The organism is Tsuneonella aeria, assembly GCF_009827495.1.
GTDB lineage: Bacteria > Pseudomonadota > Alphaproteobacteria > Sphingomonadales > Sphingomonadaceae > Tsuneonella > Tsuneonella aeria.
This window is the reverse complement of record NZ_WTZA01000001.1, coordinates 1,298,642-1,323,635: the sequence shown is the minus strand read 5'-3', so window position 1 is coordinate 1,323,635 and position 24,994 is coordinate 1,298,642. Positions and strand designations below refer to the sequence as shown.

General features: G+C 68.2%; 26 protein-coding genes. 11 read left to right on the top strand and 15 right to left on the bottom strand.

Going from position 1 to position 24,994, the window contains the following annotated elements; all coding sequences use genetic code 11:
- Positions 1-5: 5 nt before the first annotated feature.
- From GRI40_RS06615 to GRI40_RS06605, 3 genes are all read right to left on the bottom strand, one after another.
- The gene (locus GRI40_RS06615) at positions 6-1,664 is read right to left on the bottom strand and encodes a type II and III secretion system protein family protein (RefSeq protein ID WP_420006864.1); all 1,659 of its coding nucleotides are present in this window, start codon (positions 1,662-1,664) and stop codon (positions 6-8) included.
- An 11-nt stretch (positions 1,665-1,675) separates the two neighbouring features.
- On the bottom strand, positions 1,676-2,755 hold the full coding sequence (gene cpaB, locus GRI40_RS06610; protein WP_160610601.1) for a Flp pilus assembly protein CpaB: 1,080 nt from the start codon (positions 2,753-2,755) through the stop codon (positions 1,676-1,678).
- 86 nt (positions 2,756-2,841) lie between these two features.
- The gene (locus GRI40_RS06605; protein ID WP_160610600.1) at positions 2,842-3,330 is read right to left on the bottom strand and encodes an A24 family peptidase; all 489 of its coding nucleotides are present in this window, start codon (positions 3,328-3,330) and stop codon (positions 2,842-2,844) included.
- Positions 3,331-3,350: 20 nt separating this feature from the next.
- On the opposite strand from GRI40_RS06605, the gene GRI40_RS06600 reads away from it, so the two are divergent.
- Both GRI40_RS06600 and GRI40_RS06595 read left to right on the top strand, forming a co-directional pair.
- Positions 3,351-4,382, top strand: coding sequence for an alpha/beta fold hydrolase (locus tag GRI40_RS06600; RefSeq protein ID WP_202390274.1), 1,032 nt, complete (start codon positions 3,351-3,353; stop codon positions 4,380-4,382).
- Complete coding sequence (locus tag GRI40_RS06595; protein ID WP_160610599.1) at positions 4,379-5,479, top strand: NAD(P)/FAD-dependent oxidoreductase; 1,101 nt, start codon at positions 4,379-4,381, stop codon at positions 5,477-5,479. Before GRI40_RS06600 ends, GRI40_RS06595 begins: the two co-directional genes overlap by 4 nt.
- Here GRI40_RS06595 and rnhA read toward each other — a convergent pair.
- Genes rnhA through ispH form a run of 3 tightly spaced genes read right to left on the bottom strand, consistent with a single transcriptional unit; the run spans position 5,476 to position 7,876 of the window.
- Positions 5,476-5,916 carry a ribonuclease HI gene (rnhA, locus tag GRI40_RS06590; protein ID WP_160610598.1) on the bottom strand — a complete coding sequence of 147 codons (441 nt, stop codon included), beginning with the start codon at positions 5,914-5,916 and terminating at the stop codon, positions 5,476-5,478. The genes GRI40_RS06595 and rnhA overlap by 4 nt on opposite strands.
- Positions 5,913-6,887 (bottom strand): homoserine kinase, encoded by a 975-nt coding sequence (thrB, locus tag GRI40_RS06585; RefSeq protein WP_160610597.1) that lies wholly within the window; start codon positions 6,885-6,887, stop codon positions 5,913-5,915. The genes rnhA and thrB overlap by 4 nt, the downstream gene beginning before the upstream one ends.
- Positions 6,887-7,876, bottom strand: a complete 990-nt coding sequence (ispH, locus tag GRI40_RS06580) for a 4-hydroxy-3-methylbut-2-enyl diphosphate reductase (protein ID WP_160610596.1) — start codon at positions 7,874-7,876, stop codon at positions 6,887-6,889. The genes thrB and ispH overlap by 1 nt, the downstream gene beginning before the upstream one ends.
- A 74-nt stretch (positions 7,877-7,950) precedes the next feature.
- Here ispH and GRI40_RS06575 point away from each other — a divergent pair, with 74 nt between their 5' ends.
- The 9 genes from GRI40_RS06575 to tatC all read left to right on the top strand — a co-directional run bounded on the left by GRI40_RS06575 (position 7,951) and on the right by tatC (position 15,175).
- Positions 7,951-8,601 carry a hypothetical protein gene (locus GRI40_RS06575; RefSeq protein ID WP_160610595.1) on the top strand — a complete coding sequence of 217 codons (651 nt, stop codon included), beginning with the start codon at positions 7,951-7,953 and terminating at the stop codon, positions 8,599-8,601.
- A gap of 74 nt (positions 8,602-8,675) precedes the next feature.
- The gene (gene argS, locus GRI40_RS06570; protein WP_160610594.1) at positions 8,676-10,421 is read left to right on the top strand and encodes an arginine--tRNA ligase; all 1,746 of its coding nucleotides are present in this window, start codon (positions 8,676-8,678) and stop codon (positions 10,419-10,421) included.
- Between the two features lie 2 nt (positions 10,422-10,423).
- Positions 10,424-11,122, top strand: a complete 699-nt coding sequence (locus tag GRI40_RS06565; RefSeq protein ID WP_160610593.1) for an SPOR domain-containing protein — start codon at positions 10,424-10,426, stop codon at positions 11,120-11,122.
- A 70-nt stretch (positions 11,123-11,192) separates the two neighbouring features.
- Entirely contained in the window at positions 11,193-12,209 is a 1,017-nt protein-coding gene (gene nagZ, locus GRI40_RS06560; RefSeq protein ID WP_160610592.1) for a beta-N-acetylhexosaminidase, read from the top strand.
- Entirely contained in the window at positions 12,206-13,012 is an 807-nt protein-coding gene (locus GRI40_RS06555) for a segregation and condensation protein A (protein WP_160610591.1), read from the top strand. Before nagZ ends, GRI40_RS06555 begins: the two co-directional genes overlap by 4 nt.
- Complete coding sequence (gene scpB / locus GRI40_RS06550; protein WP_160610590.1) at positions 13,009-13,614, top strand: SMC-Scp complex subunit ScpB; 606 nt, start codon at positions 13,009-13,011, stop codon at positions 13,612-13,614. The genes GRI40_RS06555 and scpB overlap by 4 nt, the downstream gene beginning before the upstream one ends.
- 74 nt (positions 13,615-13,688) lie before the next feature.
- Entirely contained in the window at positions 13,689-13,955 is a 267-nt protein-coding gene (locus tag GRI40_RS06545) for a twin-arginine translocase TatA/TatE family subunit (RefSeq protein ID WP_160610589.1), read from the top strand.
- Positions 13,956-13,999: 44 nt separating this feature from the next.
- On the top strand, positions 14,000-14,377 hold the full coding sequence (gene tatB / locus GRI40_RS06540; protein ID WP_160610588.1) for a Sec-independent protein translocase protein TatB: 378 nt from the start codon (positions 14,000-14,002) through the stop codon (positions 14,375-14,377).
- A 3-nt stretch (positions 14,378-14,380) separates the two neighbouring features.
- Entirely contained in the window at positions 14,381-15,175 is a 795-nt protein-coding gene (gene tatC, locus GRI40_RS06535; RefSeq protein WP_160610587.1) for a twin-arginine translocase subunit TatC, read from the top strand.
- Here tatC and mmsB read toward each other — a convergent pair.
- From mmsB to cysD, 9 genes are all read right to left on the bottom strand, one after another.
- Positions 15,159-16,043 (bottom strand): 3-hydroxyisobutyrate dehydrogenase, encoded by an 885-nt coding sequence (mmsB, locus tag GRI40_RS06530; RefSeq protein ID WP_337190511.1) that lies wholly within the window; start codon positions 16,041-16,043, stop codon positions 15,159-15,161. The two genes, tatC and mmsB, sit on opposite strands and share 17 nt — an antisense overlap.
- A 151-nt stretch (positions 16,044-16,194) precedes the next feature.
- Entirely contained in the window at positions 16,195-16,989 is a 795-nt protein-coding gene (locus tag GRI40_RS06525; RefSeq protein WP_160610585.1) for an enoyl-CoA hydratase-related protein, read from the bottom strand.
- Complete coding sequence (locus GRI40_RS06520; protein WP_160610584.1) at positions 16,986-18,032, bottom strand: enoyl-CoA hydratase/isomerase family protein; 1,047 nt, start codon at positions 18,030-18,032, stop codon at positions 16,986-16,988. The genes GRI40_RS06525 and GRI40_RS06520 overlap by 4 nt, the downstream gene beginning before the upstream one ends.
- Positions 18,029-19,174 (bottom strand): acyl-CoA dehydrogenase family protein, encoded by a 1,146-nt coding sequence (locus GRI40_RS06515; protein WP_160610583.1) that lies wholly within the window; start codon positions 19,172-19,174, stop codon positions 18,029-18,031. Before GRI40_RS06515 ends, GRI40_RS06520 begins: the two co-directional genes overlap by 4 nt.
- Before the next feature lie 55 nt (positions 19,175-19,229).
- Positions 19,230-19,658: a MerR family transcriptional regulator gene (locus tag GRI40_RS13670; protein ID WP_237489012.1), complete on the bottom strand. Its 429-nt coding sequence runs from the start codon at positions 19,656-19,658 to the stop codon at positions 19,230-19,232.
- Positions 19,659-19,783: 125 nt separating this feature from the next.
- Positions 19,784-21,280, bottom strand: coding sequence for a CoA-acylating methylmalonate-semialdehyde dehydrogenase (locus GRI40_RS06505; protein ID WP_160610582.1), 1,497 nt, complete (start codon positions 21,278-21,280; stop codon positions 19,784-19,786).
- Positions 21,281-21,355: 75 nt separating this feature from the next.
- A complete protein-coding gene (locus GRI40_RS06500; protein ID WP_160610581.1) occupies positions 21,356-22,093 on the bottom strand; it encodes a 3'(2'),5'-bisphosphate nucleotidase CysQ in 738 nt (245 codons plus the stop codon).
- Positions 22,090-23,997: a sulfate adenylyltransferase subunit CysN gene (gene cysN, locus GRI40_RS06495; RefSeq protein ID WP_160610580.1), complete on the bottom strand. Its 1,908-nt coding sequence runs from the start codon at positions 23,995-23,997 to the stop codon at positions 22,090-22,092. The genes GRI40_RS06500 and cysN overlap by 4 nt, the downstream gene beginning before the upstream one ends.
- Positions 23,997-24,938 carry a sulfate adenylyltransferase subunit CysD gene (gene cysD, locus GRI40_RS06490; RefSeq protein WP_272916548.1) on the bottom strand — a complete coding sequence of 314 codons (942 nt, stop codon included), beginning with the start codon at positions 24,936-24,938 and terminating at the stop codon, positions 23,997-23,999. Before cysD ends, cysN begins: the two co-directional genes overlap by 1 nt.
- Positions 24,939-24,994: the final 56 nt, after the last annotated feature.

Sequence of the window (24,994 nt, the reverse complement as noted above, 5' to 3'; positions counted from 1 at the left end):
TTTCGTCAGAAACTGAAGCCAGGGGCGGCTGCGGCCGTGTCGTTGCTGGCGCGGCGGTCCTTGCGGCGCTTCTTCGCGTCGGGCCTTGCCGGTTGCGCCTGCAGGATCGCCTGCGGGGAAACCGGGGTGACCGCGGGGGCCGCCGGAACGGTGCCTTCGACCGCGGTGGGCCCGGGACGGCTCGCCCCGCTGACGCCGTCGGTTTCCTGCATCCCGAACAGCCGGGCGGCCTCGCGCGGGGCGCTGAACCCGTCGGTCGGCAGGCGGATGTCGCCGTCGTTGACCGGGTTCACCAGGTACGGCGTGACGATGATGACCAGTTCGGTTTCGCCCTTGCGGAAGCTGGTGGAGCGGAACAGGTTGCCCAGGATCGGCACGTCGCCCAGGCCCGGGGCCTTGTCGATCGTGTTCTGCGCGTTGTTGCTCATCAGGCCGGCGATCATGAAGCTCTGGCCGCTGCCGAGCTCGATGGTCGTTTCGGCGCGCCGGATGGTCAGCGCCGGGATCTGGAAGCCGTTGAGCGTGACCGCGCCCTGTGCGGAAAGCTCCGATACTTCCGGACGGACGCGCATGGAGATGCGGCCGTTGGCCAGCACCGTGGGGGTATAGGCCAGGCTGACACCGTATTTCCGGTACTCGATCGAGGTGGAGCCGAGCCCCTGGCTGATCGGGATCGGGAATTCGCCGCCCGCCAGGAAGTCCGCCGTCTCGCCCGAAAGGGCGGTCAGGTTGGGCTGCGACAGCGTCGTCACCAGGCCGACCCGTTCAGCCAGGTCCAGAGCGCCGAGGATGTCGACGCCGAACAGCTTGCCGACACCGGCAAGTGAAGTGGCCCCGGCCAGCGGGTTCACGGCCGTCGCGGCGACTTCGATGAACTGGCCCGGGTTGTTGGGATCCGGGATGTAGGATTTCGTCGCGCTGCCGATCCCGGTCACCGTGCCGGGCCGGAAATTGGGCGCAAAGCCGGCGCGGCCGCGGCCGACACCGAACTGGAAGCCGCCGGTGCCGTCGATGCTGGTGAGGTTGGCGCCGATCTCGCGGACAAGCGATCGGCTGACCTCGGCGAACTTTACTTGCAGATTGACCTGGAGCGGGGTCGCCGTCTTCAGCCGGGTGATGACATTGGCTTCGTCGCCCACGAAGGCCTGGACCAGGCGTTCAGCCTCGGCCGCATCCTCCGGCGCCGCGACGGTGCCGGTCAGCAGGAAGGTGTTGGTGCCCATGGTGGCCACGTTGACCTTCGCTTCGGGCATCGCGAGGGCCAGCATCTGGTCCACGCTGTCGATGTTGGAACCGACCCGCACGTTGGCGGACCAGATGATCGCCCCGGCCCGGTTGCTGGCATAGACCGTGGTCACGCCGCCGGACTTGCCGAACAGGTAGAGCTGGCGTTCGGACTTGACCTGGACGTCGGCCACGGCGTCGTTGGCGACGAAGACGTCGGCCATGGCGCCGGGGACGGCGATCAACTCGCCGCGACCGATCGACAGGTTGATATCCCTGCTGGGTGCGATGGTTTCCTGGGCGTTCGCCGGCAGGGCGGGAAGCCCGGCGAGCGGCGCCGCGGCGATGCCCGCCATCAGCAGCGTTGCGGAAAAGTGGCGCTTCATGGGATTGCCCCTCGAATGAAAGCTGCGTTCGCGAATGGATCGAACGGTGTGCATGGTGGGTACCTTCACGGCATCATGCCGACGGTGCCGGCGACCACCTGGCCGCCGCTGGCAACCGCGCCCGCCTGGACATCGAGCACTTGTCCGCCGGGCGTGATGGCCACGGTGGAGGCGTTCTTGCCCCGGGTGACCGTAACGGTTGAGCGCGGGGCGACCGGGCGGACGTATCCGGGCATCACGGCGACGGGCGCTGCGGCAGCCGCCGGGGCCGACACGCCGACCGTGCGGCGCTGGAAGCGGGATACGTCGCCACCTGTCTGGTAGGTCGTCGCGCCTTCGCTCGGCCGGTTCATCGCGTCGCGCAGGATCTTGGCTTCCTGCTGCGGCGAGGCGCCGTCGGGAATCTTCACGTCGCCCTGGGCGATCGCGCGCTCCAGTTCCGTCTGGCTGTCGGCGATCGAGCGCAGGGAGAGGCTGAGCGTGCCGATGGTCTGTGCCACGGCCACTTTCTCCGCGATCTTGGGGGTCACTTCGATGGTGACCGTGCGGAAGCCCTTGACCACGGTCTTGCCCTCGACCGTTTCCTGCGTGGTCGACTGGTCGGTCGCCAGCACGCGCAGGTTGCGCAGGATGGTTTCCGATGCGCGCAGGGCGCTGTTCTCATCACCGCCCTTGACCGTCTGCGTCAGCACCAGGTCGACCCGGTCGCCCGGAAAGACGAAGCCGCCGACGCCGGTGTTGGCCGACACGGGCACGGTAACGGCGCGCATGCCGGGGCCGAGCGCCGCGGCCAGGAAGCCTCGATCCCCCGGCGCGACGAGCGAGCCCTGCGTGACCGGCTCACCCGCGGTGACGGGGAAGCGGACCACGGTGCCGAGCAGCTTCGAAACGTCGGACGAACCTTCGATGAAATAGGCGTCCTTCACCAGCTCTTGCGGCCAGGGCTGGAAACCGATCGCATCGGCGGTGATGATGGTGCCGGTCGGCAGCACGCGCTGGGCGACGAGAACCTTCGGCCCCTTGGGCGCGGGTGCCGCCTCGGCCTGCGGGGCGGAGGCCCCGGCAAACATGCTCCGCGCCATCATCGCGGTTACGATGGCGATCGCCAGAGCGCCGACCAGCAGCAGCAGCTTCTTCCTGTCCATGGCTCAAAAGCCCCCTTGTTCCCCGCGCCCGATCCCACGGGCGGGTATGGTTGCCGTGAATATGCGGCGAACGGTTAAAATCGGGTTCATCCGACCAGCGCCCCTTGCGCGACCGGGATGTAATGGGCGCCGATCACCCACAGACCGGCGATTGCGATCGCCACGCCGTACGGGATTGCCAGCCGCTCGCGCTGCCGCCGGGCGACGTGCCAGGCGCCCATCACGATGGTCAGCAGCCCGCCGACGAGCGCCATGACGACCAGCAGCCGCAGGAACCATTCGGGATCGATCCACAACGCCAGCGCCGTCAGCAGCTTCACGTCGCCGCCGCCCATCCATTTCATGGCGAACATCGCGGCGAAAACGGCGAAGGCGCCGGCCGCGACGGCCAGTTGCCAGGCGACGTCCGGCCACAGCGACTTGCCGCTGGCCCACCAGAACAGGGGGGCGGCAAGGGCGATCCCGGCATTGAGCGAGTTGTCGATCTGACGGCGGCGCAAGTCGGTAAACGCGGCGACCAGCAGCGCGATTGCAAGGGCCACGAGCAGCCCGTAGTGCAGATATCCGCCCAGCATTGTGTAAGCCCCCAAAGTCCCTGGGACCGGGTGCTAAAGCCCACTGCTTACCAAATAGTAACCACGACTGGAGGCGTGCGATTAGCGATACTGGCACCGATGCCGAGCGTGCAGCGCGCCGCCGTTCGATACCTGACCACGCACGGGAAGCTACCTGGACTGCCGCCGATGGCCATGCGATCCGGCGGATCGACTGGCATCCGGCATCCGCGGATGCGCCGCGCGGGTCCATCCTGTTCATGGCCGGGCGGGGGGACGGATACGAGAAATACCTTGAAACCCTGGCGGACTGGACCGGGCGCGGCTGGCGCGTGACCGCCGCCGACTGGCGCGGCCAGGCCGGGTCCGGGCGCCTGGGGGCCGATGCGATCACCGGCCACATCGCGGATTTCGGGGATTGGGTGGGCGATCTTGCCGCCTTGTGGGCCGACTGGGCGGCCAACACGCCGGCTCCGCATATCCTGGCCGGCCATTCGATGGGCGGACATATTGCGTTGCGGGCCGTGGCGGACGGCCGCCTTGCCCCTGACGCGGTGATCCTGGTCGCCCCGATGCTGGGCCTTCACGGACCGCTTCCGCCCGCAGCCATGCATGCCGCCGCGCGCCTGGCGGGATCGTTCGGCGACCTCCGCCGCCCGGCCTGGAAGTGGAGCGAGAAGCCGGGCGAGCCCCCCGTTTCGCGCGCGCACCTGCTGACGCATGACGCCGCGCGCTATGCCGACGAACTGTGGTGGCGCGCCGAGCGGCCGGAATTGGTGATGGGTCCGGGAAGCTGGGGCTGGGTGGTGCAGGCCTATGCCTCCATGCGCCGCTTGATGGCGCCCGGCGTGCTAGAACGGGTAAAGATGCCGGTGCTGATCCTGGCGGCGCAGAACGACAAGCTGGTCGCTTACCGCGCGATTGCGGCGGCGGCCGCGCGCCTGCCCGATTGCCGCCTGGTCACTTTCGGCCCCGAATCGCATCACGAGATCTTGCGCGAGGTGGATGCGGTGCGCGACCGCGCGCTCGCGGAAATCGATTCCTTCCTCGATTCCAGGGCCCCACCGCGATGAGCGAGTCGTTCGATATCGCCATCGTCGGCGCTGGCATGGCCGGGGCCAGCCTCGCCGCGGAACTGGGCGCGCACGGTGCAGGCCGGGTGGTCCTGCTGGAAGCGGAGGACCGCCCCGGCTACCACGCCACCGGCCGGTCCGCGGCGTTCTGGGAGGAATGCTACGGCGGGCCGGACGTGGTGCCGCTGACGCTCGCCTCCGGCCCCTGGCTTCGCGAGCGCGGATTCCTCAGCAATCGCGGCGCGCTCTATGTCGGCCGGGCCGGGGACGAACCGGCGCTCGACGCATTCATGGCGCGCTTCGCGCACAGCGGTGTCCATATCGAACGGCTGGACCGCACGGGGATCGAGCGGCGAATCCCCGGTGTCCGGCCGATCGTGACGGGCGCAGTGTGGGAACCTGCCTGCGCGGATATCGACGTGGCAGGGGTTCATCAGCACTACCTCTCGGCCGCACGGCGCGCCGGGGTCGCCCTGCATACGCGCGCGCGCGTGGTCACAGCCCGGCGGGCCGGGGGGCGATGGACGGTGGGGACGGCGGACGGGCGATCTTTCCAGGCCGCCACGCTGGTCAACGCGGCCGGCGCCTGGGCGGACGCGCTGGCCGCGATCGCAGGGGCGCGGGCGCTTGGCATCCAGCCCCTGCGCCGCACCGTGGTCCAGCTCCGCACCGACCCTCCGCCGCCGGCCGACCTGCCTCTCGTCCTCGACATCGATGGGCAGTTCTATTTCAAGCCCGAAAGCGGCCGCCTGTGGTTGAGCCCGCACGACGAGACGCCGAGCGCGGCGTGCGACGCCGCCCCGGAGGAGCTCGCGGTGGCCGAGGCGATCGACCGGTTCGAGCAGGTTGTCGACTGGCGGGTCAGCGCGGTCGAGCGAAAGTGGGCAGGGCTGCGCAGCTTCGCCCCCGATCGCCTGCCGGTCTACGGGTTCGATCCGCGCGTGGAGGGCCTGTTCTGGTTTGCCGGGCAAGGGGGGTTCGGCATCCAGACGGCGCCCGCCGCGGCGCGCCTGGGGGCGCAACTGCTGCTCGGATTGCCGAAAGACGCGATGACCGAACGGATCGACCCGGCGCGTTACGACCCGGCGCGTTTCTAGCCCGGGCGGGCCGCTTCCGCCGCGGCGCAGGCGAGGGCATCGACCCGTTCGTTTTCCGCATGGCCGCTGTGGCCCTTGACCCAGACCCATTCGATCTTGTGCGGCTTGGCCGCCGCGATCAGCTCATGCCACAGGTCGGCATTGCGCACCGGCTGCTTGCTGGCGTTCTTCCAGCCGCTCCGCTGCCAGCCGTGAACCCACTTGGTGATCCCGTCGAGCACGTACTTGCTGTCGGAATGCAGCTTGATGTCGCACGGTTCGATCAGCGCCTCCAAGGCGCGGATCGCCGCGGTCAGCTCCATCCGGTTGTTCGTGGTCGAAGCGTCTCCGCCCGACAGTTCCTTTTCGTGCCGCCCCATGCGCAGCAGGGCAGCCCAGCCGCCGGGGCCGGGGTTGCCCTTGCAGGCCCCGTCGGTGAAAATGTCGATGCTCTTCATGCGTGGAAGGGGTCTTCGCCCGCCCCGGCGTAAAAATGCAAGCGCCGCATGAAGGCCATCGGGTCCTTCCGTTCGACAAGCGCGCCGGGCGGCCCTTCCAGCCAGTCTTCCGCGCGGCTGGCGACGAAGCGCAGGCAGGCCCCTTCGGCCAGCAGGGGCAGGGCGCGGCGCTCCGGCGCGGTCAGCGGACGCACCGATTCGTATCCTTCCACCAGCGCGCGGCCGACATCGGCGTGAAACGCGGACCCGTCCCTGGCGAAGCTCCAGGCGGCGTGCGTCACGGCAAGGTCGTACGCCATCGCCTCGTTGCAGGCGAAGTAGAAGTCGATCATGCCCGCGACCCGTTCGCCGCGCATCAGGACGTTGTCGGGAAACAGGTCCGTGTGGCAGACGGAACGCGGCAGCGTTTCGGGCCAGCGGTCGCGCAGGGCCGCGGCGCGGGTAATCGCTTCGGACAGCCCCGCGGCAATCCCCTCAAGCGAGGCCGCGCCGCACCGCGCGAGCGCAGCGTGGCTGGCCGCGATGCCGAGCGCGTTGGCGCGCGAAAGGGGAAAATCGCGCGCGGCCAGGTGCACCCCGGCCAGCGCCGCCCCGACGGAACGCGCCTGCGCGGCCGTGGGCCGATCGACCGAGATGCCCGGCAGGAACTCGATCAGCGCGACCGTCTTGCCGGCGAGGTCGCGGGAGGCGTTCCCGTCGCGATCGTGGATTGTGCGCGGAACCGGGCATCCACGCGCGGACAGGTAATCTAGCAGGCCGAGGAAGAACGGCAGTTCGCCGAGGTCGATGCGCCGTTCGTACATCGTCAGGATAAAGCGCGCACCCGCCCCGTCCGCACCGGCGGTTTCGACCAGCCAGTTGGAATTGGAGACACCTTCGGCGATCCCCTTGGCCGACACCAGCGCGCCGACGTCGTAGGCATCGATCAGGGCGGCGAGGTCCTCGGCAGCGAGGGGCGTGTAGACCGCCACTAGTCCGCAAGCTGGCGCGGCAGCTTGAAGATCATATTCTCTTCGGCGGAGACGATCTGGTGCTCCTCCACGTCGCGCCATTCGGAAAGCCGCGCGACGACTTCGCGCACCAGCGTTTCGGGGGCGGAGGCGCCGGCGGTAACGCCCACCGTGCCCACGCCTTCCAGCCAGGCCGGGTCGATGTCGCTCGCCCGCTCGATCAGACGGGCGTCCGTGCCCAGCCGCTCCGCCACTTCCACCAGCCGGAGCGAATTGGACGAATTGGGCGCGCCGATTACCAGCACCAGGTCGCTCCCGGGCGCGATCACCTTGACCGCGGCCTGCCGGTTGGATGTCGCGTAGCAGATATCTTCCGCCTTGGGCCCCACGATTCCGGGGTATTTGTTCTGGAGCGCGGCGACGATCTCGCGCGTGTCGTCCACGGACAGAGTGGTCTGGGTCAGGAAGGACAGCGGCGTGCCGGGCGCGAAGCCGAGTTCGGCGACGTCGGCCAGCGTTTCCACCAGGGTCATCGTTCCGTTCGGCACCTGTCCCATGGTCCCGATCACTTCGGGGTGCCCGCGGTGGCCGATGAAGACGATGTGCCGCCCCGCCTCGATCTGGCGTTCCGCCTGGCGGTGGACCTTGCTGACCAGCGGGCAGGTGGCATCCACCCAGGTCATCTCGCGCCGGGTCGCCTCGACAGGAATCGCCTTGGGCACGCCGTGCGCGCTGAACACGACCGGCGCGCCGTCGGGCACCTCGTCCAGTTCCTCCACGAAGATCGCGCCCTGCGCCTTCAGCGCATCGACCACGTAGCGGTTGTGGACGATCTCGTGCCGGACATAGACGGGCGCGCCGAACTTCTCGATCGCGCGCTCCACGATCTCGATCGCGCGGTCCACCCCGGCGCAGAAGCCGCGCGGCGCGGCCAAGAGCAGCAGCAGCGGCAACCGCCCGGCGGCGCTCCCAGGGCTGGCGGAGGGCGGGGCTTGCAAGGGGGCGTTCATGGATCGGCCTCTAGCGCTTCGCCGCGCGCGCCGCTAGGGCGACGGCCTGCAACAGAAACGGGACATACCCTGCCATGACCAACCGCCTTCGCCTTGCCATCCCGTTGTTGATGGGGGCCGCGCTTGCCGGCTGCAAGACCGATGGCGAACTGGTGGTCGATCAGGGCATCGGCATCACCGCCGTGCGCACCGCGTGCCCCGCGGTGGGCGTCCCTGACTACACGGGCGACATCACCACGTTCCGCGTGCCCGGCGATACGTCCGCCGCCAATATCGACGTGACGGCATCGATCACCAACCTCCGCTCGACGTGCGACGACGGGTCGCCGCGCATCTACACCAACGCCACGTTCGACGTGCTGGCGCGCCGCACCGATGCGCGCGGGGCCCGCACGGTCACGCTGCCGTATTACTCGGTGGTGCTGCGCGGCGGCACTTCGGTGGTGACCAAGCGCGTGGGGCAGGTGACCATCGCGTTCGCCGATGGCCAGGAACGTGCCCAGGCGCGCGCGCAGGCCGGCGCCTTCGTCGACCGGGCGGAGGCGACCCTGCCGCAGGAAATCCGCGAACAGATCACGCGCCGGCGCAAGGCGGGCGACGAGGACGCGGCGATCGATCCGCTTTCGGAACCGGCGGTGAAGGCGGCCGTGGCGCGGGCGACCTTCGAACTGCTCGTCGGTTTCCAGCTCAGCGAAGAACAACTGGCCTACAACGCCACGCGCTGAGGGTGGCTGCCGCCGGCCGGTGCACGGCTGCGGGCGATCTTGCGCTTTCGCGCTGATCGGTTAACCCGCGCGCCATGTCGGAACCCCAGACCCTGCACGCGGCCTTCGCGGCCCGCATCGGAGCCGTGCTCCGCGCCCTCGAGCTGGAAGGCGCGCTGCCCCCCGGCGCATCGGAGGCGGCCGTGACGGTGGAGCCGCCGCGCGACCCGTCGCACGGCGATCTTGCCACTAATGCCGCGATGGCGCTGGCCAAGGCGGCGGCGACCAACCCCCGCAGCCTTGCGGAAAAGATCGTTGCGCACCTGGCGCGCGACCCTGCGATCACCGGCGCGGAGATCGCCGGGCCGGGGTTCATCAACCTGCGCCTCGCCGACAGCGAATGGCTGCGTGAACTGGAAACGATCGCCGCGGTCGGCGCCGACTATGGCCGGTCCGCGACCGGCGCGGGGCGGCGGGTGAACGTCGAATACGTCTCCGCCAACCCTACCGGTCCGATGCACATGGGCCATTGCCGCGGGGCGGTGGTGGGCGATGCCCTGGCGAACCTGCTGGAATTCGTCGGCCACCCGGTGATCCGCGAATATTATGTCAACGATGCCGGCGCGCAGGTGGACGTGCTCGCCCGGTCGGCCCACGTGCGGTATCGCGAAGCGCTCGGCGAACAAGTCGGCGCGGTGCCCGAAGGTCTCTACCCCGGCGACTATCTCGTTCCCGTGGGCGAGCAGCTGGCGGAGCGGTTCGGGGATCGCTTCGCCGCCGCGCCGGAAGCCGAGTGGCTCCCCGAATTCAAGCGCATCGCGGTCGCCGCGATGATGGACATGATCCGCGCCGACCTCGCCCTGCTGGGTATCCGGCACGACGTGTTCGCCTCGGAAGCGGAGCTCCAGGCCGCGGGCAAGCCGGCCGAGGCCGAGGCATGGATGCGTGCGCACGATCTCGTCTACGATGGCGTGCTGGAGGCGCCCAAGGGCAAGACGCCCGACGACTGGGAGCCGGTCGAGCTTCCGCTGTTCCGCGCCACCCGGTTTGGCGATGACCAGGACCGCCCGATCCGCAAGAGCGACGGCAATTGGACCTATTTCGGCGCCGACCTTGCCTATCACATGCAGAAGGCTGCGGCTGCTGACGAGCTGATCGACATCTGGGGCGCCGACCATGCCGGGACGGTGAAGCGCATCAAGGCCGCCGTGTCCGCCCTAGCCGAAGGCGAAGGCCGGGCGATCCCGTTCGACGTGAAGCTGGTGCAGATGGTCCAGCTACTTCGCAACGGCGAGCCGGTGAAGATGTCGAAACGGTCCGGCACGTTCGTGACGCTGTCCGAAGTGGCGGAGGAAGTGGGCAAGGACGTGGTCCGCTTCACCATGCTGACCCGCAAACCTGAAGCGCAGATGGAGTTCGATTTCGCCAAGGTGGTGGAGGCGTCGAAGGACAATCCGGTGTTCTACGTCCAGTACGCCAGCGCTCGCATCCACTCCACGCTGCGCAAGGCGGCGGCGGAAGGGATCGCGCCCGATCCGGCGGCGCTCGACCGCCTTGGCGGGGACGAGATCGCGCTGATCCGCCTGGCCGCGCAGTTCCCCCGCATCGTGGAAGCCGCCGCCGTGGCGCGCGAACCCCACCGCATCGCGTTCTTCCTTTATGATCTTGCCGCCGCCTTCCACGCATTCTGGAACGCGGGCAACGACAGCCCGGACAAGCGCATCATCGTTGCAGGCGACCCGACGCTGACCGCGGCGAGGCTTTTCCTCGCCAGCCAGATCGTGCAGGTTATCCGCAACGGCCTGGCGATACTGGGCGTCGAGGCAGTGGAGGAGATGTGATCATGGCCGGCCAATCGATCACGGGCGACGAATACCTTGGCAACGATCAACTGACGCTGGCCGACCCCGATGAACGGTTGCCGTGGCTGGAATCGGGGGAAGAGGACGAGATCGACGGCGGGGTCGATACCGGCCGCATCGTCGGCTTCGCGCTGCTCGCCCTGCTCGCCCTGATCGCGTTTGCCGCCGGCATCTGGTGGTTCGGCAGCCGCGGCGCGGATACTGCCATCGTTGCCGACGGCAGCACGATCGCGGCGCCCGCCGGCCCGTACAAGGTGCGGCCCGCCGATCCGGGCGGCAAGACGTTCGAAGGCACCGGCAACCTCGCCCCCGCGGTTGGCGAAGGGCAGGACACCGAAAGCCGCATCGCGGATGCCGCGCCCCGGCCCAGCATCGATGCGCCGCGCACCGCCGATGCGCCCGCTGCGCAACCGTCGGCGGCCGCCGAGGCGACCCCGGCGCCGGCCGGCGTTCCGGTCCAGGTGGGCGCTTATGGCAGCCGGGAACTGGCGGAGGCCGGTTGGCGCAGTCTCCAGAGCCAGACGGACAAGCTGGCCGGCGTGAGCCACCGGGTGGTCCAGGGGCAGGCCGACATCGGCACGGTCTATCGCCTTCAGGCGATTGCCGGCAACGCTACCGCGGCGACGCAGCTTTGCAACGCGCTCAAGGGCGATGGCGTCGCCTGCCAGGTGAAACGCTGAGCGACGACCACAGGGGATTGGCGCCCCCGCCGGCTTGCAGCGGGGCCCGCTTCCTGCGAATCTGCGATCCATGACGCCTGCTATCTTCGGCCTGTCAGGCCTGGCCCTCACCGATCAAGAACGGGCGTTTTTCCGCGAGTGCGATCCTGCCGGCTATATCCTGTTCGGCCGCAACATCGACAACCCGGACCAGGTCCGCGCCCTGACCGACGATCTGCGCTCGATCCACGGGCGCGACCGGCTGTTCCTGTGCATCGACCAGGAAGGCGGCCGCGTCGCCCGGATGCGTCCACCGCACTGGACGGCATTTCCCGCCGGCGCGGCGTTCGATGCCTTGTATGAAGTCGCCCCGTCATCCGCGATCGCGGCGGCGCGGATGAACGCGCAGGCGCTTGGGATCGAGCTGGCGGAGGCCGGCATCACCGTCGATTGCCACCCGCCGCTGGACGTGCGCCAGCCGGGGGCGCACGACGTGATCGGCGACCGCGCCCTGGGCAGCGAACCGCTGCGGGTCGCCGCGCTGGGGCGGGCGATCCTGGAAGGGTTCGCCAACGCCGGGGTCGCGGGCTGCGTCAAGCATATGCCCGGCCACGGCCGCTCGCTGTGCGACACGCACAAGGAACTGCCGACCGTCACCGCCAGCGAGGCGGAGCTCGAGGTCGATCTCGCGCCCTTCCGTGCGCTGAAGGATGCGCCCATCGGGATGACCGGACACCTGGTGTTCACCGCCTGGGACGCCGACAATCCCGCCACGCAGTCCGCCGTCGTCATCCGCGACGTGATCCGTGGCCGGATCGGGTTCACCGGCCTGCTGCTGACCGACGATCTCGACATGGAAGCGCTGTCGGGCAGCGTGCCCGAGCGGGCCGAGCGCGCCATTGCCGCCGGATGCGACCTCGCCCTCAATTGCTGGGCGAAGATGGACGACATGGTGGAGATCGCCCGCCGCCTTCCAGCCCTGACTGCCGAGGGCGCAGCGCGCCTCCACCGCGCGCTTGAGGGGACGGGCGGGCCGCCGCAGGGCGACAAGGCGGAACTGCTCGCCCAGCGCGATACCCTGCTGGCTCTGGCCGGGACGCCTGCATGAACGACGGCGCGCTCGTCCTCGACCTCGATCTGGAGAACACGGAGGGAGAGTGGACGGGTCCCGCTTCCGCTCCGAACGACGAGGCGGCGCTCTATCTCGATCTCGACGGGTGGGAAGGGCCGCTCGACCTGCTGCTCGACCTGGCGCGGCGGCAGAAGGTGGACCTGAAGGCGATCTCCATCCTCGCGCTGGTGGATCAGTACATCGCCTACATCGAACAGGCCGAAGCGCTGCGGCTGGAGCTGGCGGCCGATTACCTGGTGATGGCGGCCTGGCTCGCCTACCTCAAGTCCGCGCTGCTGCTGCCGCGTGACGAGCAGGAAGACCCGAGCCCCGAAGACCTGGCGCTGCGGCTGCAGCTGCGGCTTGCCCGCCTTGGCGCCATGCGCGAGGCTGCGGCGCGGCTGATGGCGCGGGACCGGCTCGGCCGCGATGTCTTCGCCCGCGGCGCGCCCGAAGGCCTGAGGACCGACCGCAAGACCGACTGGCAATGCGACTGGTTCGCGCTGGTCCAGGCCTATGGCCAGGTGAAGGCCCGCACCGCGCCGGTGGTGCACATGGTGCGGGACCGGCCGGTGATGACGCTGGAATCCGCGCTGGACCGCGTGTCCGCCATGCTCGGCGTCACGCTCGACTGGCTGGAACTGCGGCAGTTCCTGCCCCCGCACGCGGAGCCGAGGCTGCGCAAGTCCGCGCTCGCCAGCAGCTTCGTCGCTGCGCTGGAGCTTGCCCGGCGGGGCAGGGCGGAACTGGCGCAGGACGACGCGTTCGGGCCGCTGCTGCTGCGCCGCGTCCCCGCATGACCGCGCCGACCGAGATCGAACGTGCGGTCGAAGCGGCGCTGTTCGCGGCGGACCAGCCGATGACGGTGGATGCGCTGGCGAGCCACCTGCGTGACGCGCCCGCGGGCGCGGTGCGCGCGGCATTGACGGCCCTCGCCGCGCATTACCAGCCGCGCGGGGTGCACCTGGTGGAGCGCGGCGGGCGCTGGCATTTCCAGACCGCGCCCGACCTTGCCCACATCCTGCGGCGCGAGAAGGAGGCGGTGCGCCGGCTCAGCCGCGCGGCGACCGAAGTGCTCGCGATCGTCGCCTATCACGAACCCGTGAGCCGCGCGGAGATCGAGGCGATTCGCGGCGTGCAGACCTCGGGCGGCACGCTCGACGTGCTGATGGAGGCCGGCTGGGTGCGCATCGCGGGGCGGCGCGAGACGCCGGGGCGCCCGGCGATCTATGCCACCACGCCCGAATTCCTGCAGCATTTCGGCCTCGCATCCCGGCGCGACTTGCCGGGGATCGACGATCTGCGCGCTGCCGGCCTGCTCGATCCCGTGGACGAGGCGTTCGAGGCGCTGGCCATGCCGGACCCGGGCGAATCGGCCGATCCGGCGGAGTCCGGCGCGTAACCCCCGCGCGCAGCGGCGGTTAGGCTGGCAAAGCCGGCCTGCATCGCCTAGATTGCGGGGCAAGGAGATTACCCATGGGTTCGTTTTCCATCTGGCACTGGCTGATCGTGCTGCTCATCGTCCTCGTCCTGTTCGGGCGCGGGCGCGTGGCGGAAATCATGGGCGACTTCGGCAAGGGCATCAAAAGCTTCAAGGCCGGGATGAACGAAGATGACGCCGCCGCCGCAAAGCCCGGCACGCCCGCGCCGACACAGCGCCTCGAACGGCCGCATCACGATGCCAAGCCTGCGGGCGAAACCGTGCCGGAAGCCGCCGCAGCCGAACCGCGCGATCGCGCCTGACGGCCGTTTCCTGATCCACGCCCGCTGACGGGGCGAACCAGACCATGTTAGATATCGGTGCCTCGGAACTCCTGATGATCGTGATCGTCGCGGTCGTGGTCATCGGGCCCAAGGACCTGCCCCGCGCCCTGCGCACCGCGGGCCGGTGGATCGGCAAGGTCCGGCGCACCTCCAACCACTTCCGCTCCGGCATCGAGGCGATGATCCGCGAGGCGGAGATGGAGGAGATGGAGAAGAAGTGGGCCGAACAGAACGCCCGTATCATGGCGGAGCATCCGCAAGTGGACCTGTCCGATCACGAGATGCGGCCGCTCCCGTCCTCTGCCGCCGGGGCAGAGGCGCGCGGCGCACCTGATGCGGGCATTGGGCCGCCCCCGCCGCCCGCTTCCGCCAATGACGAACCCCAGCTTCCGCTGCGCTGACCCATGTTCAAGCTGCGCGACATCGATGACAGCCAGGCGCCGCTGCTCGACCACCTGATCGAGCTGCGGGCGCGGCTGCTCCGCGCGTTCCTCGCGCTCGGGGTCGCGTTCGGGGTGTGTTTCTACTTCGCGCAGGATATCCTGGCATTCCTGGTCCAGCCGCTGCTGGATGCCGGGCAGAGCCGTCTCATCTACACCAAGCTCTACGGCCAGTTCTTCGTCGAGCTGAAGGTCGCGCTGTTCGCCGCCTTCTTCGTCAGCTTCCCGGTGATCGCCAACCAGCTGTGGGCCTTCGTCGCCCCTGGCCTCTACGCCAACGAGAAGCGCGCCTTTCTACCGTTCCTGTTGGCGACGCCGGTGCTGTTCGTGATGGGCGGGGCGCTTGCCTATTACGTCGTCATGCCCACGGCGTTCGAGTTCTTCCTGGGATTCGAAGGCACCCAGGGCGGCGTGCAGATCGACGCGCTGCCCAATTCGGAGGACTACCTCAGCCTGGTGATGCAGTTCATTCTGGCTTTCGGGCTGAGCTTCCTGTTGCCCGTGCTGCTGCTGCTGCTCAACACCGCCGGCATCGTCAGCCGGGCGCAACTGGTGGGCGCGCGGCGCTACGCCATTGTGGTCGCGTTCGTGATCGCCGCGGTCGTGACGCCGCCCGACGTGATCAGCCAGCTCATGCTGGCGATCCCGCTCGTCCTGCTGTTCGAAAGCGCGCTGCTGGTGATGTGGTTTACGGAGCGAAAGGCGGCGCGCGCCGAGCCGGAGGCCGCCGGCACGAGCCCGCCTACAGCGTCCGAATGATCCCGCTGAAATCCTGTCCGCCGTTGCCGGCGCCCACGAAGTCTTCGTAAAGCGCCCGCGCGCGCTGGCCCATCGGCACCGGCGCGTCGGCGGTTTCCGCAGCCTCGATCGCCAGGCGCAAGTCCTTCAGCATCAGCGCGGCGGCGAACCCGCCCTGGTAGCCGTTATCGGCCGGCGATTGCGGGCCGACGCCGGGGACCGGGCAATAGCTCGTCATCGACCAGCACTGGCCGCTGCTGACGCTGGAAATGTCATAGAATGTCTGCGGGTCGAGGCCGAGCTTCTGCGCCATGGCGAACGCCTCGCACGTGCCGATCATGTGAATGCCCAGCAGCATGTTATTGCAGATCTTGGCCGCCTGTCCGTTACCGGAGGCACCGGCATGGATCACCGCCTTGCCCATCGCCTGGAGGATCGGCTCGGCGCGGGCGAACGCTTCGTCGCTGCCGCCGACCATGAAGGTCAGCGTGCCGCCGTTCGCCGCCGCGATGCCGCCCGAAACCGGGGCGTCGACCATCTCGTAACCATGCTGCCGCGCCTGTTCGGCCACTTCGCGCGCCGTGGCGACATCGATCGTGGAACAATCGAGCAGGATCGCGCCCCCCGACGCCGCGCCAAACACCTCGCCGGTGTAGGCGCTGAGCACGATCTGTCCGTTGGGGAGCATCGACACCACCGCATCAGCATCCGTCACCGCTTCGGCCACCGAAGCGGCGGTCGTGCAGCCGTGTTCTCCAGCGCGGTCGAGGGCGTCCTGGCTGAGGTCGAACGCGCGCACCTCGTGCCCCGCCTTGACGAGGTTCGCGGCCATCCCGCCGCCCATGTTGCCGAGGCCGATGAAGGCGATCTTCATATTACTCTCCGTCAAAGCCCGCTCCCGTTGGCTGCGCCCATCTGCGCCTCCAGGGGAGAGGGTTGGGCGAGGGGACGGGCGTAGCACGCACAGTCACCGCCGTTCCCCTCTCCTTCGGCGCCGGCGGCGCTCCTTCCTTTCCCCTGGAAGGGGAGAGGGCTTGTGGCTAGCGCCCCTTCCACTGGCCTTCGCGCTTCTCGATGAAGGCGGCCATGCCTTCGGCCTTGTCCTCGCTGGCGGCGAGGATCTGGAAGATGCGGCGCTCGACGATCAGGCCCTGGTCGAGCGTGGTCTCGAACGCGGCGTTGACCATTTCCTTGTTGGCGATCGCCGCCATCGGCGGCATCGCGGCGATCGCGGCGGCTGTCCTGAGCGCTTCGTCCAGAAGGCTCTCGTGCGAGACAACGCGGGCGACGAGTCCGCTGCGCTCAGCTTCGGCGGCGTCCATCATCCGGCCCGTCAGGCACATTTCCATCGCCTTGGCCTTGCCCACCGCGCGGGTCAGGCGCTGGCTGCCGCCCATCCCGGGCGCGACGCCGAGCTTGATTTCGGGCTGGCCGAATTTCGCCTTTTCGGACGCGATGATGAAGTCCGCCATCATCGCAAGCTCGCACCCGCCGCCCAGCGCGAAGCCGTTCACCGCCGCGATCCACGGCTTGCGCACCGCCTTGACCAGGTGGCTGGTCCAGCGGGCGAAGAAATCGTCGAGGTAGAAATCGGCCGCCGGCTTGTCGGCCATCTCCTTGATGTCGGCGCCCGCCGCGAATGCCTTGTCGCCCGCGCCGGTCAGCACCGCGCAGAGCTGTCCCGGGTCCGCTTCGTAAGCGCCAAAGGCTGCGATCAGGTCTTCGAGGACCTGCGAATTGAGGGCGTTCAGCGCCTGCGGGCGGTTGAGCGTGATGAGCGTCACCGCCCCATGCGGTTCTGGGCGCTGTTCGACGGTGATCGTTTCGTAGCTCAAAGGGGCTTCCATTCTTCCTGTTCGGGCAGCGGCGCGAAGATGCTGTCGATCAGCGCATCGCTCACGCCTTCGGGAGTGGCGGGGTCCCACTTCGGATCGCCGGTCTTGTCGACGATCACCGCGCGCACCCCTTCGGCGAAATCCGGGCGGGTGAGTACGCGCGATGCGATGCGGTATTCCATCCGCATCTCGTCGGCAAAATCGGTGAGCAGGGCGGCTTCGGCCAATTGGCGCAGGGCGACCTTGCAGGTCTGCGGGCTCTTGGAACGGAGCGTGGCCAGTTCCTTCACGGCCCAGTCGCCGTCATCCCCTTCGAGGCTGGCCACGATGTCTTCCAGCCTGTCCGACCTGAAATGGTGGGCGATGTTCCCGACATTTTCCTCGATCCGCGCGGCAGGCGGGGTGACCGACAATTCCGAAAGGATGCCGGCGATCCGGTCCGGATGGTCCGCGATGCGCGCCTTGGCTTCGGCCAGCTTCTCAGCCGGCAGGTAATGCGTGGCGAGGCCCGCCCACAGGCACTCCGCACCGTCCAGGCGTGCCCCGGTCAGCGCGAGGAACTGGCCGAGCCGGCCGGGCAGGCGCGAAAGATACCAGCCGCCGCCCACATCGGGAAACAGGCCGATGCCGGTTTCCGGCATGGCGAAGCGCGTGTGTTCGGTCGCCACGCGGAAGTCAGCCGGCTGGCTGATCCCCACGCCGCCGCCCATCGTCACCCCGTCCATGAACGCGACGATCGGCTTGGCGTATTCGAACATCTGGTGGTTGAGCTGGTATTCGTCGTGGAAGAACGCGCGGCCCGATACACCGCCGTCGTTCAGCGCTGAATTGCGCAGGAAGGCGATGTCGCCGCCCGCGCAGAACCCGCGGCCCTCCGCGTGGTCGAGGATCACGGCCTCCACTGCGTCGTCCGCCGACCAATCGGTCAGCGCCGCGCTCATCGCATGGCACATGTCGAGCGTCAGCGCGTGGAGCGCCTTGGGGCGATTCAGGGAGATGTGCCCGACGCGGCCGTCGCTGCGGATGAGGACGTCGGAGGTCATTGCCGCAACATATCCCGGCCGACGATCATGCGCATCACCTGGTTCGTCCCTTCGAGGATCGAATGCACGCGCAGGTCGCGCCAGAAGCGTTCGATCGGATAGTCCTTGAGATAGCCGTAGCCGCCGAACAATTGCAGCGCGTCGTTGACGATCCTGCTGCCGCTGTCGGTCGCGAGGCGCTTGGCCATGGCGGAAAACCGCGTCTTGTCGGGCGCGCCGTCGGTTACCTTCGCGGCGGCGAGGTAGAGCAGGGCACGCGCCGCCTCCAGGTCGGTGGCCATGTCGGCCAGCATGAACTGGGTGTTCTGGAAGTCCGCGATCGGCTGGCCGAACTGCTGGCGCTCCTTGGTGTAGTTGACCGCCTCGTCGAGGCAGCGCTGCGCCCCGCCGAGCGAACAGGCGCCGATATTCAGCCGTCCGCCGTCGAGCCCCGCCATGGCGAAGCGGAACCCTTCGCCTTCGCCGCCGACGCGGTTGGCGACCGGCACGCGGCAGTCTTCGAAGATGAGCTGCGCCGTGGGGCTGGCGTTCCAGCCGAGCTTCTTCTCCGGCGCGCCGTGGCTGAGGCCGGGAGTGCCCTTTTCGACCACCAGGCACGTGATGCCTTTTGCGCGATCCTCGCTCGTGCGGACCATCACGACGTAGATGTCGTTGAACCCGCTGCCGGAGATGAACTGCTTGGTGCCGTTGAGGACGTAGTGGTCCCCGTCGAGCCGCGCGGTGGTCTTGAGCGCGGCCGCGTCCGAACCCGATCCCGGCTCGGTCAGCGCGTAACTCGCGATGTGCTCCATGCTGACGAGTTTCGGCAGGAAGCGCGCCTTGACCTCGGCAGAGCCGAACCGGTCGATCATCCAGCTCGCCATGTTGTGGATCGAGACATAGGCGCTCGTCGCCGGGCAGCCGTACGCCATCGCTTCCATGATCAGCGCCGCCTCCAGCCGCCCCAGCGCGATGCCGCCCGATTCCTCGCTGACATAGATTGCCCCGAAGCCGAGCTCGCCCGCGGCCTGGACCACGTCGCGCGGGAAGTGATGATCCTCGTCCCACTGCGCGGCGAACGGGGTGATGCGGTCGGCGGTGAATTTGCGCGCCATGTCCTGGATGGCGAGCTGGTCTTCGGTAAGCTGGAACTGTCCGGTCATGCGGCACCCGTTAGCGGATGGGGCCGAAGGTTCAAGGCAGGGCGAAGACGCGCCGTCAACTTGCGCAGCGCGTGTAGGTGAACGGCCCGCCCGGCTCCTCCCCGCCGCGGTCGAGGCGGGTGAGCGTATCGCCTGATACCGAGAGCGCGACGTCGCGCGTCCAGTTCATCCCTTCTCCTGAGAACGCAAAATCGGCACGAAGAGAATTCTCTTTGCGCTCCTTGATGGTACCCAGACGACCCAACGACTCGTAGAAAGTGAGCGTGGTGGCCGAAATGCCGAGCAGTCCCTTGGCCTCGCCGCGGGTGCTCGTGCAGTCGGCCGGCGTCATGCCCCAGTTGCCCTGCAAGGCCACGGGGATGCCGCCTTCCGGGATGCCGATCGTCTCGTTTCCGCCCGGCGCCGGGGCGGGTGCGGACGGGGTCGCGGCAGGCGGGGTTGTTCCTTCGGCATCGACCGTCGCCGGGTTATCGGACGGGTCCACGTTCCGCTCGCAAGCCGCCAACGCGAGCGGCAGGACGGCAAAAAACAGGACGTTTCGCATGGGTATTCTCCTGGTTCCGCCTGTCCAACGTGCGAGTTCCCACACCGCTCCCGGCGCCCGCCCGTTCAGCCGAAGGTCGGGATGTTGAACGCGTTCGAGCCGTCGCTGCCGCCGTCGGGCCAGCGCTGGGTGACGGTCTTGACCTTGGTCCAGAACTTCATCCCTTCCGTGCCGTACTGGTTGGTGTCGCCGAACGCGCTGCGCTTCCACCCGCCGAACGAGTGGTAAGCGACCGGCACCGGGATCGGCACGTTGATCCCGACCATGCCCACGTTGACGCGGCTGGCGAACTCGCGCGCGGCGTGCCCGTTGCGGGTGAAGATCGCGACGCCGTTGCCGTACTGGTGCTTTGAGGGCAGCGCGACCGCCTCCTCGAAGTCCTTGGCACGGACGATCTGGAGAACGGGGCCGAAGATCTCCTCCTTGTAGCTTTCCATGTCGGGCGTGACGTGGTCGATCAGCGTCGGGCCCACGAAGTAGCCGTTTTCATGGCCCTGCAAGGTGAAGCCCCGCCCGTCGACGACGATCTCGCCGCCTTCCTTCTCGGCGGTGTCGATCCACTGCTCGACCCGCGCCTTGTGCTCGGCGGTGACCACCGGGCCGTAATGCGCCTCGCGGTCGGTCGAGACGCCGATGCGCAGCGCCTCGATCGCCGGGATGAGCTTGGCCTTGAGCCGCTCCGCGGTGTCCTCGCCCACCGGGACCACAACCGGCAAGGCCATGCACCGCTCGCCAGCGGACCCGAAAGCCGCGCCGGCGAGATCGTTCACCACCTGGTCGAGATCCGCATCGGGCATGACGATGCCGTGGTTCTTGGCCCCGCCCATTGCCTGCACGCGCTTGCCCGCCGCGACCCCGCGGTTGTAGACATAGTGCGCGATGTCGGAGGAGCCGACGAAGCTGACCGCGGCGATATCCGGATGGTCGAGGATCGCGTCGACCATCTCCTTGTCGCCGTGGACCACCTGCAGCAACCCCTCGGGCGCGCCGGCCTCCAGGAACAGTTCGGCAAGGCGCACCGGAACACTGGGGTCGCGCTCGCTGGGCTTGAGGATGAAGGCGTTGCCGCATGCAATCGCCATGCCGAACATCCACATCGGGATCATTGCCGGGAAGTTGAACGGAGTGATCCCAGCGCCGATGCCGAGAGGCTGGCGCATCGAATAGACGTCGATGCCGGGGCCGGCGCCGATCGTGTATTCGCCCTTCTGCACCTGGGGAATTCCGCAGGCGTATTCGATCACCTCGAGCCCGCGCTGCACGTCGCCCAGCGCATCGTCGATGACCTTGCCGTGCTCGCTAGAAAGCAGATGCGCCAGCTCCTCGCGGTTGGCCTCGACCAGCTGTTTGTAGGCGAACATGACCCGCGCGCGCCGCTGCGGGTTGGTCGCGGCCCAGCCGGGTTGCACCGCTTTGGCCGCCTCGACCGCACGGTCGAGCAGAGTGGCATCGCCCAGCGGCACGCGCGCCTGCACTTCGCCGGTCGACGGGTTCATCACGTCCTTGAAACGGCTTGCCGGGGCGCCCGGGCCGCCAACCATGAAGTGATCGATGTCGCGCATGGGGAGTCTCCTTTGCCGGCGGCAATGGCGACAGACGGTGTCAATTACAACCGCGCGCGAAGAGCAGGGCGGGCTTCAGCCCAAGGCTGCGATCTCCTGCAGCACGCGCCCGGCGTGTTCTTGGCGACAGATCAGCAGGTCGGGCATAAACGTATCGGCCCGGTTGTAGACAAGCGGGCTCCCGTCGATGCGGCTGCAGTGGAGTCCATGAGCGATCGCCACCGCCACTGGGGCGCAGCTGTCCCATTCGTACTGTCCGCCGGAATGGAGGTAGATATCCGCCTCGCCGCGGACCACGGCCATCGCCTTGGCGCCGGCGCTCCCCATGGGCACCAGTTCGGCATCGAGCGCCTCAGCCACCGCCAGCGCTTCGCGCGCGGGACGCGTGCGGCTGACGACCATGCGCAGCCTTTCGGGCGGGGGCGGGACAGGGGCGGGACTGTCGCTTCGGAGCACGAGATCAAGGCCGGGGAGTGCCACCGCGCCCACGCTGGGCACGCCGTCCACCGCCAGCGCGACGTGGACTGCCCAGTCGGTGCGCCCTTCGCCATATTCCCGGGTGCCATCAACCGGATCGACGATCCAGACGCGCTGCTTGCCGAGGCGGGCCGGGTTGTCCTTTTCCTCTTCGGAAAGCAAGCCATCCTCCGGGCGCAACGCGCGCACTGCGGCGACGAGCACGGCGTTCGCCTCCGTATCGCCCGCGCGGCCCAAGTCCTTGCCGTGGTAATGCCCGCTGTCACGCACTTCCAGGAGGATGCGCCCGGCATCCTGCGCCAGGTGTGCGGCGAGCTCTGCGTCGGACATGCTCATTTGAGCGGGAGCAACCGACGGATGATTGCCTCAGCCGCCTCCTCGGCGCTCATTTCTACCGTGTTGACCACGATGTCGGGCGATTCTGGTGGCTCGTAGGGGCTGTCGATGCCGGTGAAGTTCTTGAGCTCGCCGCTGCGGGCCTTCTTGTAGAGCCCCTTCACGTCGCGCGCCTCGGCCACTGCCAGCGGGGTATCGACGAAGATCTCCACGAATTCGCCTTCGGGAAGCATCGCGCGTACCATTTCGCGCTCCGCCCGAAACGGGCTGATGAACGCGGTAAGCACGATGAGGCCGGCATCCGCCATCAGCTTGGCGACCTCGCCCACGCGGCGGATGTTCTCGATCCGATCGGCTTCCGTGAAACCCAGGTCGCGGTTGAGGCCATGGCGGACATTGTCACCATCCAGCAGGAACGTGTGGCGGTTCATGACCGCAAGCTGCTTTTCCACCGCGTTCGCGATGGTGGACTTGCCCGAGCCGGACAGGCCCGTGAACCAGAGCACGCGCGGCGTCTGGTTCTTCAGCGCGGCGTGCGCTTCCCGGGTCACGTCGGTGGGCTGCCAGTGGACGTTCTGCGCCCTCCGCAGGCTGAAGTGAAGCATCCCGGCCGCGACCGTGCGGTTCGTCAGCTTGTCGATGAGGATAAAGCCGCCGAGCGTGCGGTTCTCCGCATAAGGTTCGAACACGATGGGCCGGTCGGTCGCGATCTCCGCCACGCCAATGGCGTTGAGGTCCAGCGTCTTTGCGGCCAGGTGTTCCAGCGTGTTGACGTTCACCTCGTATTTGGGGTGCTGGACCGTGGCGGACACGGTCTGGGTGCCGATCTTCATCCAGTAGGCGCGTCCGACGATCATGGGCTCGTCATCGAGCCAGACGACTCCTGCCTCGAACTGGTCGGCGACTTGCGGCGGCGCGTCGGCGGCAACGATCACGTCGCCGCGCGAACAGTCGATTTCGTCCGTCAGCGTCAGCGTGACAGACTGGCCCGCCGCCGCTTCCTCGAGGTCGCCGTCGAGTGTGACGATGCGGGCGACCGTGCTCGTCTTGCCCGAAGGCAGCACACGAACCGCGTCGCCCGCACGAACGCTGCCGCCTGCTATGAGCCCGGCAAAGCCGCGGAAATCGAGGTCGGGGCGGTTCACCCACTGCACCGGCATCCGCAGTGGCCCCTCGGCCGTGCGCGCCGTGGCGACTTCCACCGATTCCAGATGGGCAATGAGACTGGGGCCCGAATACCACGGCGTGTTGTCGCTGCGCTCGGTGATATTGTCGCCGCGGAAACCGCTGATCGGGATCGTCGTGACGTTCTCGATTCCGATTGCGCGCGCGAACTCGGCATATTCGGCCACGATGGTGTCGAACACCTGTTGGTCGTAACCGACCAGGTCCATCTTGTTCACCGCCAGCACGACGCTTCGGATGCCGACCAGGTGCGCAAGATAGCTGTGCCGCCGGGTCTGCACCAGGACGCCCTTGCGCGCGTCGACCAGGATCACGGCGACGTCGGCAGTGCTCGCGCCGGTCACCATGTTGCGGGTGTACTGTTCGTGGCCCGGGCAATCGGCTACGATGAACTTGCGTTTCTCCGTCGCGAAGAAGCGATAGGCGACGTCGATCGTGATCCCCTGCTCGCGCTCCGCGGCAAGACCGTCGACCAGCAGCGCGAAGTCGATCTCCTGGCCTTGCGTTCCCACCCGCCGGCTGTCGCTTTCCAGCGCGGCGAGCTGGTCTTCGAAGATCATCTTGCTGTCGTAGAGAAGCCGTCCGATCAGCGTCGACTTGCCGTCATCCACGCTGCCGCAGGTTATGAAGCGCAACATGGACTTGTTGCGGTGCGTGTCGAGGTAAGCCTCGATATCCTCGGCGATCAGCGCGTCGGCTTCGTAGAGAGGGTGGCTCATCAGAAATATCCCTCCTGCTTCTTCTTCTCCATCGAAGCATCGCCGGCATCACGGTCGATCGCCCGGCCCTGGCGTTCGGAAGTCGTCGTGAGCAGCATTTCCCGGACCACATCGGGCAGGGTCGCCGCATCGCTCTCCACCGCGCCTGTCAGGGGATAGCAGCCCAGGGTGCGAAATCGGATGGAGCGCGTGACCGGCGTCTCACCCGGTTCGAGGGGGAAGCGTTCGTCGTCCACCATCAGGAGCATCCCGTCGCGCTCCACCGTGGGGCGCGGGGCGCTGAGATAAAGCGGCACGATCTCGATGCCTTCGGCCATGATGTATTGCCAGATGTCGAGCTCCGTCCAGTTCGACAGCGGGAAGACGCGGATGCTTTCGCCCTTTTTCTTGCGGGCATTGTAGAGGTTCCACAGTTCGGGCCGCTGGTTCTTCGGATCCCAACCGTGGCTGGCGGTGCGGAACGAGAAGATGCGCTCCTTGGCGCGGCTCTTCTCCTCGTCGCGCCGGGCCCCGCCGAAGGCGGCATCGAAACCGTACTTGTCCAGCGCCTGCTTCAGTCCTTCGGTCTTCCACAGGTCGGTGTGGAGCGGGCCGTGGTCGAACGGATTGATCCCCCGTGCTTCCGCATCCGGGTTCCGGTGCACCAGCAGTTCCATTCCCGCATCGCGCGCGGCCTTTTCCCGCAGGTCGTACATCGCGCGAAACTTCCACGTCGTATCGACATGGAGCAGGGGGAACGGCGGCGGTGCGGGGAAGAATGCCTTCTTCGCCAGATGCAGCATCACCGCGCTGTCCTTGCCGATCGAATAGAGCATGACGGGCCGCTCCGCCTCCGCGACGACCTCGCGCATGATGTGGATGCTTTCGGCTTCCAGTCGCTGAAGGTGTGTCAGGGTCATCGATCGTCCGCGGCGTTGTTGGGCTGCGCTGTGTGTCGCCAACGGCAGGGGGCGGCAACCCAAGAACTTCCATGCGGCCGCCCAGCCGACCTTTCCCA